Origin of the sequence: Nostoc sp. DedQUE07 (genome assembly GCF_034530975.2) — a bacterium.
Lineage (GTDB): Bacteria > Cyanobacteriota > Cyanobacteriia > Cyanobacteriales > Nostocaceae > Nostoc.
The window spans coordinates 79,622-95,072 of the sequence record NZ_JAVRCC020000022.1 but is presented as its reverse complement, the minus strand read 5'-3'; the positions used below and the strand labels follow the sequence as shown (position 1 = coordinate 95,072).

The 15,451-nt window shown below is 40.3% G+C and carries 5 protein-coding genes; 1 reads left to right on the top strand and 4 read right to left on the bottom strand.

The window, feature by feature from the left end:
• Positions 1-150 precede the first annotated feature (150 nt).
• Positions 151-1,815 carry an alpha-keto acid decarboxylase family protein gene (locus tag RMZ95_RS18035; protein ID WP_409882948.1) on the top strand — a complete coding sequence of 555 codons (1,665 nt, stop codon included), beginning with the start codon at positions 151-153 and terminating at the stop codon, positions 1,813-1,815.
• Between the two features lie 537 nt (positions 1,816-2,352).
• On the opposite strand, the gene RMZ95_RS18030 is transcribed toward RMZ95_RS18035, so the two are convergent.
• The 4 genes from RMZ95_RS18030 to RMZ95_RS18015 form a co-directional block, all read right to left on the bottom strand.
• Positions 2,353-7,659, bottom strand: a complete 5,307-nt coding sequence (locus tag RMZ95_RS18030) for a non-ribosomal peptide synthetase (RefSeq protein ID WP_322685038.1) — start codon at positions 7,657-7,659, stop codon at positions 2,353-2,355.
• Positions 7,660-7,864: 205 nt separating this feature from the next.
• Positions 7,865-12,775 (bottom strand): polyketide synthase, encoded by a 4,911-nt coding sequence (locus RMZ95_RS18025; protein WP_322685037.1) that lies wholly within the window; start codon positions 12,773-12,775, stop codon positions 7,865-7,867.
• A 57-nt stretch (positions 12,776-12,832) separates the two neighbouring features.
• Positions 12,833-13,378, bottom strand: coding sequence for a hypothetical protein (locus tag RMZ95_RS18020; protein WP_322685036.1), 546 nt, complete (start codon positions 13,376-13,378; stop codon positions 12,833-12,835).
• A gap of 378 nt (positions 13,379-13,756) precedes the next feature.
• The gene (locus RMZ95_RS18015; protein ID WP_322685035.1) at positions 13,757-15,244 is read right to left on the bottom strand and encodes a serine/threonine-protein kinase; all 1,488 of its coding nucleotides are present in this window, start codon (positions 15,242-15,244) and stop codon (positions 13,757-13,759) included.
• Between the last annotated feature and the right edge of the window lie 207 nt (positions 15,245-15,451).

Here is a 15,451-nt window from a genome sequence, read left to right as displayed (position 1 = left end):
TTGGCAATTCATACTTTGGTAATTTTAACTGCATCACAACCGATCGACTCTCGACAGTCGGTGTGCATGGGCGTCGGCAAAAGTCACAATCCTATTCTTACTTCAGAGATACGCATCTCAGTTATAGTTTTCATACCCTAAAGGGGTAATTTGGTTAAGACAATGGCAAAGTTTACTGTTGGCGACTATTTATTGCTTCGTCTGGAGCAAATTGGCATCAAGCATATCTTTGGGGTTGCTGGAGACTACAATATGGAATTTCTCGACTATATTGTTAACCACAATGGCATCGAGTTAATTTCTACTTGCAACGAACTTAACGCATCCTATGCTGCCGATGGTTATGGTCGGCTTAATGGTGTTGCGGCATTAGTAACTACGTTTGGTGTTGGTGAACTCAGTGCTATTAATGGTATCGCTGGCGCTTATGCTGAACACGTTCCGGTTGTAGCGATTACCGGTGCTCCTGCAACTAAAATTCAAGCTCTTGGTTCACTTGTCCATCATACGCTTGGTACTGGTGATTTTTCAATATTTGCCCGAATGTATGAACAGGTAACGGTGGCTCAAGCATATTTAACAAATGAAAATGCAACAACGGAAATTGACAGAGTTTTAGGTATCTGTTTGCTGAAGAAATTACCTGTTTATATTTCCATACCGATGGATGTTGCTCTAGCTGAGGTGTCTGCACCGTCTGATTTCTTTATACCCCCTGTATTTCAGAGCGATGGCGCTACAATAGCAGAAATAATTGATGTCTGTGTAAACATACTGGAAAAAGCTTCCCAACCTGTGATTCTTGCTGATATTGGTGTAGCTCGCTATCATTTGCATGAACAATTGCGAGAATTGCTAACAGCTACTGGATACCCTTATGCGACGATGAACATGGGAAAAGGATTGCTAGAAGAAACCCACCCCCAATTCATCGGCATATATAATGGTGCTGCCAGTGAGGAATCTGTCAGAAAACGTATTGAGCAGGCAGATTGTGTTTTAACTATCGGTGCTTTGATGACTGATTTCAACACAGGTAAGTTTTCTGCCAAACTCGATCCCAGCCAAACTATTGAAGTGCATGGGGAGTATGTAAAAGTTAAACATGCTTTATACAACAATGTCGCTATGGCAGATGTGCTTTCTGCTTTAAGCCAACGGTTGCAGCACCGCGATCGTCAAACGCTGAATTTCAAATCAGCAACAGAAAATTTAGATGCTGGTTTTATAGAGCCTATCGTTGGCGGTTCTTCGGCACCGATTACGCAGCAGCATTTTTGGTATAGATTTGCTCATTTTCTCCAAGAAGATGACATTATCGTTGCTGAGACTGGAACTTGTTTGTTTGGCGCTTCTATCGTTCCTTTGCCAAAAGGAGCTACTTTTGTTGGGCAAGTACTTTGGGGATCGATTGGTTACTCTGTTGGTTCATTACTTGGTTGTGCCATCGCCGCACCACAACGTCGCTCTATCCTATTGGTTGGTGACGGGTCTTTCCAAATGACTGCACAAGAACTTTCAACCATCTTACGCTATAATCTAAAACCGATTATTTTGTTGATTAACAATGATGGATATACTATAGAGCGTGATATTCACGGTGAACGTATGCCATATAACGACATTCAACCTTGGAATTATCATCAGCTCCCTAAGGTTTTCGCTGGCAATGCCTGGGCAATTAAAGTTAGTACCGAATCGCAGTTAGACAAAGCATTAGAAACAGCTCAACAAAACCGTGACCAACTTGCTTTTATTGAGGTTGTAATGGATAAAATGGACAGCCCAGAGGTTCTGTTAAAGATGTTGCAGTAATAAAGCAACATACTGCCTCATCAATTACTCAGTACCTTAACGATCGATCGGCGTTGCGGTGTGATGTTGGAGTTTGAAGACGCTTGCCAAAACTTGTTTGCTCAACTGGTGACAGATGCGCCCCAGTGGACTGAATGGATGGCATGAAAAAGTTGGGTACAGAAAGCGATCGCTAAAAGGTCAGTTCCTCCCAAGCAAAAAGAACTAACTCTTATCCAGCATCAAGGGATTATTAACTATGGGGGCGGGGCTGTCTTTGAGCCTTACCAAAATTCTAGTCGCACACCAACGTCAGATAGCATATCGAGAACTCGTATTGGTACATTGTTTGAGTTAGTAAAAAATAGACTTCTTGACTTCTTGGCATTGTGGGGAAAAGTTTTTTCTTGTTCAACGAGAAAGCTTTGGTAAAGAGTTGGGTAATTCATGCTTCAGAATGCTGACTATTCTTGCTGCTTGTTTATCCCAACATAAGGATACCTCTAAACCCGCTTGTCAATAGCGTTTGAGATGCGCTTACCCTGCTATGTTAGTCTACTAAAAGTTGGCAAGCATTTGTTCGATTTCTGTATCCATTAACTCATTAACTTCAGCTAAAATTTGTTCTAGAGCATCACTTTCTACTTGTTCAAGTTTGTGAGTCTGTACCAATTCGCTTATTTGAGCGATTGTCGAGCATTCAAATAAACTACGCAACGGTAACTCTATCAAGAAGGCTTCGTTGATCTGATTTACAAGTTGCATAGCTAAGAGCGAATTGCCTCCCAATTCAAAGAAATTATCGTGGATACCGACTTGTTTTAAGTTTAGAACTTCAGCCCAGATAGAAGCTAGTAACTCCTCGATAGGGTTGCGGGGTGAAACCATATTCACTTCAATATTGTTGATTAACACACCCAAGCGATTTAGAGTAAGACGATCGATTTTACCATTAGGGGTAAGCGGTATGGTTTCTATTTGGAAGAAAGTAGAGGGTAACATGTACTCAGGCAATTTTTGCTTGAGGAAGCGATGCAGTTCCCTACTATCTACATTTTGCTCTTGATGAAAAACAATATATGCTTGCAATCGCTGATTATTTAATTGGTCATCGCTGGCTATAACTACACACTCTCTGACTTGTGGATGTTGACTCAGCGCTGCTTCGATTTCTCCCAACTCAATACGGAAACCGTGAATTTTCAGTTGGTTATCAATTCGACCGATAAATTCAATAGTACCATCGCTTCTGTGTCGAGCTAAATCTCCTGTTTTGTACAAGCGGGCTGTCGGTTCATTACTAAAGGGGTTGAAAATAAACTTTTCGACTGTTAATTCTGGACGGTTAAGATAACCTCGTGCCAAACCATTACCACCAATATGCAATTCACCTGCAACACCGATAGGCACTGGTTGCAAATGATGGTCGAGAATATAAATTTGAGTATTAGCTATGGGATGACCAATAAACAGTGAGGAAGCTGTTTGATGTTCTAAACTCACTTGGGAATCATAGACTGTAGCTGTAATTGTAGCTTCAGTAGGGCCGTAAGCGTTTCGCCAACTAACGTTGCTACCTACTTGCTGTTGCCAAGTAATAAACCGCTCTAATGGGACTCTTTCGCTACCAAGAACCAATAAACGTACATTTTCTGCCCAGCTGATATGGGGCATTTGGGAAACCCACTCTTGCCAGTATACTACTGGCAGGTTTAGGACAGTCAATTCTTGTTTTTTGACAAATTGCACAAAATCTGCGATCGCAAACATTTTCTTTGGTCGTAGTACCAAAGTTGCTCCACTTAACCAAGTAGGAAATATTTCCTCGGCAGCTACATCAAAGCTAAAGCTTGCAAATTGTAGGACGCGATCGCTCACTTTTAGTTCATAATTTTTAGCTATGGCGTAGTTATGGTTTACTAAGGCTTGGTGCGGAATTAGTACCCCTTTCGATTTGCCAGTAGAACCAGAAGTATAAATCACATAGGCTAAATTTGTCGGCTCAACAACACTAACAGGATTCGTGATTGATTGACGAGAAATCGCTTGCCAATCCGTATCCAATAGTACTAGTTTTGCAGAGTGTGGAGGCAGTTGACTCTCTAATTCAGCACTTGTCAGTAGCACTGAGGCTTGAGAATCACTTAGCATATGAGCCAAGCGTTCTTGAGGATAAGCCGGGTCTAGGGGTACGTAAGCACCACCAGCTTTGAGAACACCCAGCATCGCTACTAACATTTCTACAGAATGTTCAACGCAAATGCCTACAAGCACTTCTGGTTTTACACCTAAACTTTGTAGGAAATGCGCTAATTGGTTAGCACGCTGATTTAGCTCTCGGTAGGTCAGTTTTTCTTCAGTAAATTCTACCGCTACAGCATTCGGAGTCAATTGTGCTTGTTGTGCAAATATTTGATGAATACATTTATCTTGGGGATAGTCGGTTTGAGTGTTATTCCACTCAACCAGTATTTGATGGCGTTCGGTTGCTGTTAATAAGGATAATTGCGAGAGCGATGTTTGGGGGCTGGCAATAATCGCCATCAATAACGTTTGGTAATGTCCAAGTATGCGGTCGATAGTGGCAGCATCAAACAAGTCTGCATTATAATCACATTCCAACAGTAAGTCGTTTTCAATCTCAGTCACATTCAAGCCTAGATCGTAGTCAGCAAAACTTATAGATTGAGGTAACAAGCTACTTGACAAATTATACATTTGGGGAATGTCTACGGGGCGCTCCAGGTTAAAGGTGGCGTTCACCAAAGGAGACATGCTGCTACTAGCCTTTACTCCCAGTTTGTCAATTAATTTAGCGAAAGGATAATCTTGATGCTCATAGGCATCCAACAACAAACTTTTGCAAGTTTTGAGATGTTCGACGAATGTCACATCGCCGACAATTTGACCGCGTATCGGTAGCAGATGGCTGCAATAACCAACTAGTCGCTCACTACCTTCAAGAGAGCGTCCAGCAGCAGCAATACCAATGGTAATGTCGTCTTGGTTGGTTAAGCGATAGAGTAAGACAGTATATGCAGACAGCAGCATCATAAATAAGGTACAACCGTTTTGCTTGCTGAATTGTTTGATGGCACCACTTAAACTACTATCAAGCTGTAACTGTTGTCTGCCACCTTGATAAGTTTTGATTAGTGGGCGAGGACGGTCAGTGGGCAGGTCTAAAACTGGAACTGGGCTAGCAAACTTCTGTAACCAATAAGATTCATGGGCTTTCATCTCGTCTGTTTCACAGTATTGACGATGCCAGTCGAGATATGAACTATATTGCATCGGTGGTTCTAGCTGACAAACATCACCCTGACAAGTTGCTGAATACAATGCAATCATTTCTTGCAAGATAACGCTGATTGACCAGCCATCAGTAATAATGTGATGGGCGCTAACAACTAATATATGCAATTGGTCTTTTAATTTCAGAATCCGAACGCGGAATAAAGGCCCGTTGGTGAGGTCAAAAGATTCGCGGTTTTCATTTTGCAACCACTGGGCTAGTTGAAAGTTGCCATCTTCTACATTTGAAAAGTCAATTACAGGAACGTCTATTTGCAGTGATGGTAATATTTCTTGAAAATCGCCTTGACTGCTGATAGTTGTACGTAGAGCCTCATTACGTTGTATCACTTGCTGCACTGCTTGACGCATGGCTGCTAGATGAAGTGTACCCCGTAATTGAATATTGAGGGAAATGTTGTAAGCTAAAGACCCATTGTCACCAATTTGAGCTAAAAACCAAAGCTGCTTTTGGGCATCACTCAGGGGAATTTTGAATGCTGGTTTTAGTTCTAATTCACTTTTAATTTGGGTTTCCAAAGCTACAGAACTTCTCAATTTGTCTGATGTGTTATGTGTCTGCTTTTGGACTATCGATAATTTTAGCTTTTTGGGAAAAAAACCTGCTGTGCGTAATTCTTGTACACTATCTTGGACTGATTTAATTACATAATTTACATCTTCATCTGTGTGTGCAGTAGATAGAAAACAGGTGCGTCCTTCCCAAATATAAACGCCTTTTGCAATTAAAGAGTAATACAGCAAATCCATTTCTAAAGGCTGATATAGATAGCTAGAATTGCCCGATAAAGTAAAGCGAAAAAGCGAGCTAAAATGCACTATCTGGACAGGGATATTTTCTTGTTCAAAGTAAGTATTGAGTGTTGCGGCTAACTGTGATGTACGTTGATTCAATCGCTCTTGGAGGGTAGCTCCTTCGGCTTTGAGGTGTAGGAGTGTGGCTCGTGTTGCTGCCATCGTCAAAGGATGTTTGGAGAAAGTACCAGCAAAAAATGTCGTTTCCACTTCTGGATAAGATTCATCTCCATAGTTCCACATACCACCGTCAATTTTGTCCATATAAGCTGCTTTTCCAGCTATTACCCCGATTGGCATTCCCCCACCAATTAACTTGCCATAGATGACAATATCTGCATCAACACCAGACCATGCTTGCGCTCCACGGGGATGAACGCGGAAACCTGTGATTACTTCATCGAAAATCAAGGTGATATCTAGTTGTTGTGTTACCTCTCGCAACTGTTGCAGAAATTCTTTAGGTTGTAAATCGGGTTTGCGGCTTTGTACAGGCTCAACTAAAACTGCTGCTAATTCATGAGCATTGGCTTTGATAATATCAAGCGATTCAGAAGCCCCATAAGTCAGAAGCAAAACATCATCAACCATATTTTGCAGCACCCCTGGAACCATTGGGTGTGCTGGTAATTTTCCATCCTCAGATGTTTGTGGTATGGCTAAAGTGCCATCAAAATGACCGTGATAAGCGCCTTTAAAAATAGCAATTTTGGCACGACCTGTGGCTGCACGGGCTATACGCATCGCTGTCATCGCCGCTTCTGTACCTGAATTACAGAAAGTGACTCGTTCCATTCCTGTCATTTCGCAGATTAAAGTTGCTACCTCACCAGCAAGTTGAGATTGGGGGCCGATTTGCATCCCTTGCTTGAGTTGATTTTCTAGAGCTTCTGTAATAAAGGGAACATCATGACCAAAAAGATGTACGCCAAAACCCATAGAAATATCTATGTATTTATTGCCATCAATATCCCAAATTTTTGAACCTTGAGAACGATCGCCAACAATAGGATAGAGGATTTCTTTAGTTTCGGGACGAAATCCGACAGAAGCCCTTCTGTCGGCGAGGACAGGGCGATAAGTTTGCGATCGCTGTTTGGATTTTGCTGTACGTTTGGTATAACGGGCGATCAGAGAATCTAAATATTGTTGTTGTTGTGGGGTGAGGATTTTGGCTGACGATTGTTCAACTCGCCAGAAAGAAGAGGGAAAATCTTTTTTTGCGGTTGATTTGTGTAATTCTACTGGGTTATGGGCAAATTTCGCTTCTTTATGTGGGCTAGAGGAAGAATTTAAATTTGTTGATAAGCTTGAATTACGCAAGATTTCCAACTGTTGGGACATCAATTCAAACTGCTGCCGAAGAACGATTTCTACTAATGTTTCGGATGTCGTTTCTGAGGCTTGAGAAGGTGATATTTCGGGTTGTTCTTGAATTTGAGATTTGATAGGTTCTTGTTGTATACTCTCATCAATATAGTTTGCTAACGCATTCAGGTTTGTTAGTTCTTCAAATAACTGACGAATCGTAATTTTAATTCCAAAAGTATTTTCAATTTGACGAATGGCATCAATTAGCACTATTGAATCAGCACCCATGTCTAAAAAATGAGCATGAACATCAATATCTTCTGGATCGGATTTGAGTAAATTTGCAATAATTGTACGTAGTTCTGTTAATAATTTTTGGCATTTATGGGGTTGACTGGGAACTTGAAAATAAGAATTATCAGTGTTAAGAGTATATGTGTTCATGAGTTTTTATCAATTGCTTGGTTGGAATTTCATCTGATTAGTTTTTTCAGGGGCTATATATAAAAGGAAGAAGAGAAGAAATAAATGTGTACCTAGCTTCGCAAAAATAAAATGAGTCCTATATATCGCCTATGTTTTCATAGGGGTAAGTCAATTAATTTATGCAATCACTGACTTACCGTTCTATTTTTCGCTAAATTTGGGCTTATCTTGACCGTATTCCATTCTGGAATGGCAAGAATTTGTCTGTAGACAAATTATGACTACGCAAAACTTCTAATTGCTCAGACATAATCTGTAGTTGTTGTTTGAGCATTTTTTCTACCAATGCTTGAGATGGTATTCTTCTAGCATCACCATTAAAAGCAACAGGTTTAGAACCATTGCTATTGAGATTTCCTGCTGTACTGTCAACCGAATTTTGCGATTGAACCCAGTAACGTTTTCTTTGAAACGCATAAGTAGGAACTGGAAGTACCTGATGCGAATAATCGCTTTCAAATCCCGTCCAGTCAATATCTACTCCTCGCAAATACAATACTGATACACTTTCCAATAATGTTTGCCAATTATCTCGCTTTGCAGTCAAAGAAGGCAACCAAACCGAATCTTCGTTTTGCTGACAACGTTTACCCAGACTAGAAAGAACTGGTTTAGCACCAATTTCTATGAATAATTCGTAACCTTCTGCCAATAAAGTATTCAACCCTGCCATAAATCTTACGGCTTGGCGCGTATGGCATCGCCAGTATTTGGCATCAGGTACTTGTCCTGCTGGTAGAAAATTCCCGGTGACATTGGAAACTAAAGGAATCAGTGGTGCTTGAAATTTGACTTGGCTTGTTACTTGTTCAAAAGCATCAAGCATTTCATCCATTAAAGGAGAATGGAAAGCATGAGATACATTCAAGCGTCGAGTCTCAATTCCTTGGGCTGTGAATTGGGCGATCGCTGCTTCAACTTTGGCGATCGCACCAGAGATGGTGATATTATTAGGAGCATTAACCGCAGATATGGTAAGTTCTGTGTAAGATTCAATCACAGCTTGCACTTGCGCTTCATTGGCAAACACCGCAGCCATCGCACCGATTGACTTGATTTCTTCCATCAAGCGCGATCGTTCGGTAACTAGCTTCAGTCCTACTTCCAAACTAAATACTCCAGCAATGCAAGCAGCCACATATTCACCGAAACTGTGACCAATTACTGCTGTTGGTTCCACACCCCAAGACTTCCATAATTGCGCCAAAGCGTACTCTACAGCAAATATAGCTGGTTGGGTATAGGCAGTTTCATCGATGCAGCTACTTTCATCAGAATACAAAACCGACAGCAGAGGTTTATCTAAATGTAACCGCAAAATTTGATCGCATTGGTCGATACAAGCGCGGAAGGTCGGTTGAGTTTCGTAAAGTTGGCGACCCATATTTAGATATTGGGAACCCTGACCTGTGAATAAAAAAGCGATTTTGGGATGCTTTTTGCCGCTAATTTTACCGTTTTCTAACTGAGATGTTTTTTTACCAGCCGTGTAAGCACCAAGTCCCGTTTGTAATTGGATATTAGATTGAGCGATCGCAACTAGGCGATGCTCGAAATGAGAACGTCCGGTATTAGCCGTAAAACAAATATCTGCTAATGACGCATCAGGGTTATTACCAAGATAATTTTCATAATCTCGTGCTAAATCGCGCAAAGCATTTTCACTTTTAGCAGAGAGTGTGAAAAGATGCATCTGCCGTTCATCGCCGCCTGTTTGTTTTTGAAGAGGTGCTTCTTCTAAAATTACATGGGCATTAGTACCACCGAAACCAAAAGAAGATACACCAGCCAAGCGCCGTTTATCGTCTCGATGCCAAGGTACACATACAGTGGGGATGGATAACGTTCCAGCCAAAGAAATGTGGGGGTTAACTTGTTTGAGGTGCAGATGGGGTGGAATTTCCTCGCGATCTAGCGATAGTACAGTTTTAATTAAACCAGCGATTCCCGCTGCTGCTTCTAAATGTCCAATGTTGGTTTTGACCGAACCAATCACACAGGGATTTTCCGGCGATCGCCCTGGCGTCATTACAGCTTTTAGGGAATTGATTTCGATAGGATCGCCTAAAAAGGTTCCAGTACCGTGGGCTTCAATGTAACCGATTTCATCAGGTGACACACCTGCATTTTGCATCGCTTGCCGAATCACTGCTTGTTGGGCTGGGCCGTTGGGTGCTGTCAGTCCGTTGCTGCGTCCGTCTTGATTAATTGCCGAACCTTTAATCACTGCCAGGATATTATCACCATCCCGGCGCGCATCGCTAAGACGCTTGAGAACTACTACACCACAACCTTCTCCCCGGACATAACCATCAGCATCGGCATCAAAAGTTTTACAACGACCATCACTAGCCATCATCCCGGCTTGGGAAAATGTAATCGTCAATTGTGGGGTGAGAATTAAGTTTACACCAGCAGCTAAGGCCAGTTCGCATTCTCCCTGACGCAGACTTTGACAAGCTTGGTGAACTGCAACTAAAGATGAAGAACAAGCTGTATCTACTGCCAAACTCGGCCCGCGCAAATCTAACAAATAGGAAATACGGTTAGCGGCGATGCTAAAAGCGTTACCTGTACCCGTGTAAGCATCTAATCCAGTAATTTGTTTGGATTGCAACTGAGAGTAATCAAAATTACTAATCCCGACAAAGACACCTGTATTGGTTCCTGCTAATTTATCTGGTGGATAAGCTGCATTTTCCAGCGCTTCCCAGCTAACTTCTAGTAATAATCTCTGTTGCGGGTCGAGAGATTCTGCTTCGCGTGGGGAAATGCCAAAAAATTGCGCGTCAAATTGGTCTACTTGCTCTAAAAAGCCACCCCAACGAGTATTCATTTTGCCTGGTGTTGCACGGTTTGGATCGTAGAAAGTATCGATATTCCATCGCTGTTTAGGTACTTCACTAATGGCATCAACACCATTACGGAGTAATTGCCAAAAAGCTTCTGGGTTATTAGCACCAGGGTAACGGCAACCAATACCAACGATCGCGATCGCATTATTTTCTGTTTGCGGCTGCGCTATTATCTTCGGTTGTGGCACTCCATCACCTAAATATTGTGCCAAAACAGCGATAGAAGGGTAATCATATAACAGCGTCGGTGAAAGTTCCCGTCCTAACCATTCTTGTAATTCTCCAGAAATTCTCACGGCTGCCAAGGAACCCAGACCGTATTGTGCCAGCGGTTCGTCAATATTAATTTCCTGGGGAGATTGCAATTGTTCAGTAACTTTTGCAACTAACCAAGCTGCGATCGCTTCGGTGTTTACTGTTTGTTCTACCTGCGGTGCAATTGCTTCTTGCGTTTTGTTGGGAGCATCAGCACTCCACTGGGCGACTACATCAAGAGTACCAGCTTCTAACTCAGCTCGGCAGGTACTGCGTCGCACTTTGCCAGAAGAAGTTTTGGGCAAACTGTTTGTTTTAATTAAGACAATGGCATGAGTTGGCAAGTCATAGTGTTCGGCTACAGCTTTACGAATTGCTGCTATGACTTCATCAGCGTTGAGTTTGCGGAGATGAGAGCGTTCGACTTCTTGGACTATGACCAACCTTTCTGAGTTATTGATTTCGACTGCAAAAGCTGCACCACTAGCAGGACGTAGTGCCGGATGACAATTTTCCACGGTGAATTCAATATCTTGCGGATAATGGTTGCGACCCATGATAATAATTAAATCTTTGAGACGGCCAGTGATAAACAACTCACCATCCTGTAAACAGCCTAAATCTCCAGTCCGCAAAAAAGGGCCAGTTGTATTGTCTGCAAGATACGCATGAAAAGTATTTTTTGTTTGTTCGGGATTATTCCAGTAACCTTGAGCAACGCTAGGCCCTGATACCCAAACTTCTCCCACCTGTCCATCTGCACAAGGCATAAATGATTCGGGATTTACAACCAATACTTTTTGGTCTGGGCTACTTTTACCGCAACCAACAATCGCTTTGCCGCCAGCTTCAGCAGTAGTATCTATGACTTGGTTTTGTGACAAAGCTGTGGTTTGAATATGACGAACAATTGGAACTTCAGATGTTAAACCCCCAGATACAATTAAAGTCGTTTCCGCCATCCCATAACAAGGATAGAAAGCTGAGTGCCGGAAACCGCAAGGAGCAAAAGTTTCGGCAAAACGTTCCAGTGTTTCGGCCCGTATCGGTTCAGCACCTGTAAACGCAACTTTCCAACTACTCAAATCAAGACTTGCTAGTTGTTCGGGGGTAATTTGGCGACAGGCGAGGTCATAAGCAAAATCTGGGCCGCCACTGGTAGTTGCTTTGTAATTAGAAATCGCCTGCAACCAACGGAAAGGCTTTTGCAAAAAAGCAACTGGTGCCATCAGCGTTACTGGAAAACCACCATATATCGGTTGCAAAACCCCGCCAATTAATCCCATATCGTGATATGGTGGCAGCCAAATTACACCTTGGCTTTGGGGTGTGTGTTGATAAAAGTTATAGATTAGTTGGGAATTATGTAATAAATTACCGTGGGTAATCATTACTCCTTTCGGTGTGCCAGTAGAACCCGAAGTGTATTGCAGAAAAGCCAAAGTATCACTGTTGACATTTGGATGCTGCCAATTTCCAACTATACCGATGTTAATACTATCAGTTGCGATCCAGGGTATCACCGCCAATGTAATATTTTCAGCTAATTGAGGCGAGATGGTTGTCAATATAGATTCTGTAGTCAATGCTACTACCGCTTCAGCATCAGATACAATCGCCTGTAGCCTAGACATTTTTTGATTGCGTCGGGGTGGATAAGCTGGAACTGCGACAAAACCAGCATATAAACAACCAAAAAAGGCGGCGATAAATTCTAGTCCAGGTGGATACAGTAACAAAGCCCGCGAACCTGGTACTCCCTGTTGCAGAAGTTGAGTAGCGATCGCGCGTGCTTTTCGATCTAATTCTTGATAAGTTAAGTTAACGCTTTCTGTTTCTCCATCAACAAGAAAAGTATAAGCTGTTTGCTCAGGTTGATTGTGCGCTCTATAGGTTAAAAGGTCTATTAAAGTAGAAAAGTTAACATTATTTTTATTGGCAAAATTGTTGAGGCTAGTAATCATTTGCTTTTTCCTTATAAGAAATCTAGTAATGGACGGAGTTTGTAATTAATAGTGAAGTTAAGAGACTTTGAACTGTGCCTGTTGAGACATTTGTATGTTTTCTAACAAAGCATCTACATCTGCCTGTAGTTGCTGCAAATCTTGTTGAGGGTTTACTGTCCAAGTATGGATTGCATTCAAACTTGCATTCAGAAAAATTTTCTGACAAGTTTGACGGTCAATCTTTCCATCAGAGTCTTTTGGGAGACTAGTTGCCTTTAGAAGTACTACAGCATATATTTGCAATCCATGTTCTTCCAACACAGCAAAACGGATAGCTGGAATTACTTCATCCACGTTCAGAATACGTGAATAGGTTCTCTTTACTTCCTGAATAACTACTAGTCGTTCTTGATAATTAACTTCGACGGTAAATGCCACTCCTGCATTTTGTCTTAAGGAAGGATGGCTTTGAGTTACGGTTTTTTCAATAGCTTGAGTGGAATAATTAGCACCTCGAATACTAATTATATTCCTGACAGAATGTTTATTTAGGTTGAGGTTACTTTCATCAACAATTTGTATTTCTTCTTGCTGCTGATTAACCAATACTAAGAAGTTCATTTTTCTACTCTAATATATAACTAAGATGAGTAAATTCATTCAAAAAATTAGGAGAGTTGCTTACAATGTATATTACCGATCTAATCTATAAAATTATGCAAGTAAAAAGCAGTTTTTAGAAAAAATAACCGTAAATAGCAAATATTAAGGAATATATAAAGCCCTAAATAATTTGTCGAACGCCTCCGCCATCGCCTTTCATATAGCGTCTTTGAAGGAAAAGAGTAAAAAATAAAATATTAAGTAATTTATAAAGGATTTATAACCGATATAGTTAACTTATAAATATTGATGTGGCGAAAAACCCTAGATTTAAAGCGCTTTGGGAGCTGCGATCGCCTACAAAAGTTATTCTGACATACAGTTGATGACAGCTACTTATTCAGTAGTTTGTAAAATATACAATTTTGATTCAATTATCTTATACATGTGCTTTTGAAACTGTTCCGCCATTAATTTTTCAGGAATTTCTGCTGTTAATATTTCAATAATTTGTTTGATAGAACAATCTGGAAAACTTACTAGTACTTGATTAATAATTAGCTGTGCAATTGGCCCAACAAAGTTAGTATATTCTTTCTTGAGAAGTTCAAAAAGCTGTAAATTACTAGTTACCGAACAATTATCCAGGAAATTATGTATGTTAAGTTGAATATAAATTTTTTTATTACACTCATTATTTTCTGCTACTTCCTTAGTAGTTATTTTCGTTAAAAAATTATTAATTTTTGTGAGTATTGTCGAGTTTTTAATCAAGGCATGAGTAGAAGACTCAGAATTAACACTCGATTTTTGCTTTATATACTCTGATAAATTTAAGTTGAGATAAATAGGTTTTTGCAGACTAATATTTTCATTTATATTATTAGATTGTCTCAGATTGCGTTCTAAATTTTGTAAAATTAATAGTTCTTCTAATGCCTTATTAGTTTCTTTTTTTTGTCTACGAATCTTAATAGCCTTTATCGGAGATGTGATTTTGAAGTCAAAACGAGGTAAAACAGATGAACTACTGTCTAGATTATTCAAGACAAGGAGAATTTCTTTAGCTGACTGAAAGCGGGCATTTGGTTCTTCTACTAACATTTTTTCGATAATTTTGGCAAAATCATCGCTTATATTGACTTGAGAACGCCATTGCCAATTTAGTGATTCATCTAAGAGAGCATGTGGCATTTTTCCAGTTAAAAGAATCACTGTACAAACACCAAGTGCATAGATATCACTAGAAGGATAGGAATATCCTAAACGTAACTGCTCAGGTGGAGAATAACCAAACTTTCCAACTACTGAAATACGAATTGAGTTATAAAAGTTTAGAGAATCAGCAGACATAATCTGCGTGTAATTTTCTTTAACTGTGCCAAAATCAATCAACACAGGTTTAGATTGATTATGAGGTAGCATGATATTCTCTAGTGAAATATCTCTGTGAATTATTTTACGTTCGTGGAGATAGTCTAAAACTGGCAATACATCTGTCAGCCATGTTCTCACTTCTATTTCAGAAAAAGGCTGACCTGTCTGCACCAAGCGTTCTGAGAAAATTTCAGAATAAGTTTTGCCGTTAATATATTCCTGAACAATAAAGATTCGTTGGTTATCTGTAAACCAAGCTAAAAATTTGGGAACTTGAGGATGCTGAATCTGGTATAAAACTTTTGCTTCACGCTCGAATAAATCCTGGGATTTCCGTAGATTTTCTGCTTTTGACGCTGTTGGTACAAACTCTTTCAAAACACAAGGTTCATCAAATCGCTGATTGTCTAATGCTAGGTAAGTTCGTCCAAATCCTCCCTTACCAAGAAATTTCTGAATCTGATAACGGTTATTTATTAAAGTTCCTGACTCAATTTTTGTAATCATTTCTAATACCCGATTAATTTGGAGCAAACATTATTTTTTTATTTAATAGTGTTGCATCCTCAAGAATTATGCAGAAAACAGACATTTAGTGAATAAATAAAACTTTCCTCCTTCATGAGAAAACAAACGCTAAAGAACATATGTATCAAATACATACTGCTAGTATGGCCATGCCAAGCAGTTAAATTGTCATAGATAATTTAGCTT

Coding starts and splice junctions, on each gene's coding strand:
- RMZ95_RS18030 (WP_322685038.1), bottom strand. CDS start 7,659: ATGAACACATATACTCTTAACACTGATAATTCTTATTTTCAAGTTCCC.
- RMZ95_RS18025 (WP_322685037.1), bottom strand. CDS start 12,775: ATGATTACTAGCCTCAACAATTTTGCCAATAAAAATAATGTTAACTTT.
- RMZ95_RS18020 (WP_322685036.1), bottom strand. CDS start 13,378: ATGAACTTCTTAGTATTGGTTAATCAGCAGCAAGAAGAAATACAAATT.
- RMZ95_RS18015 (WP_322685035.1), bottom strand. CDS start 15,244: ATGATTACAAAAATTGAGTCAGGAACTTTAATAAATAACCGTTATCAG.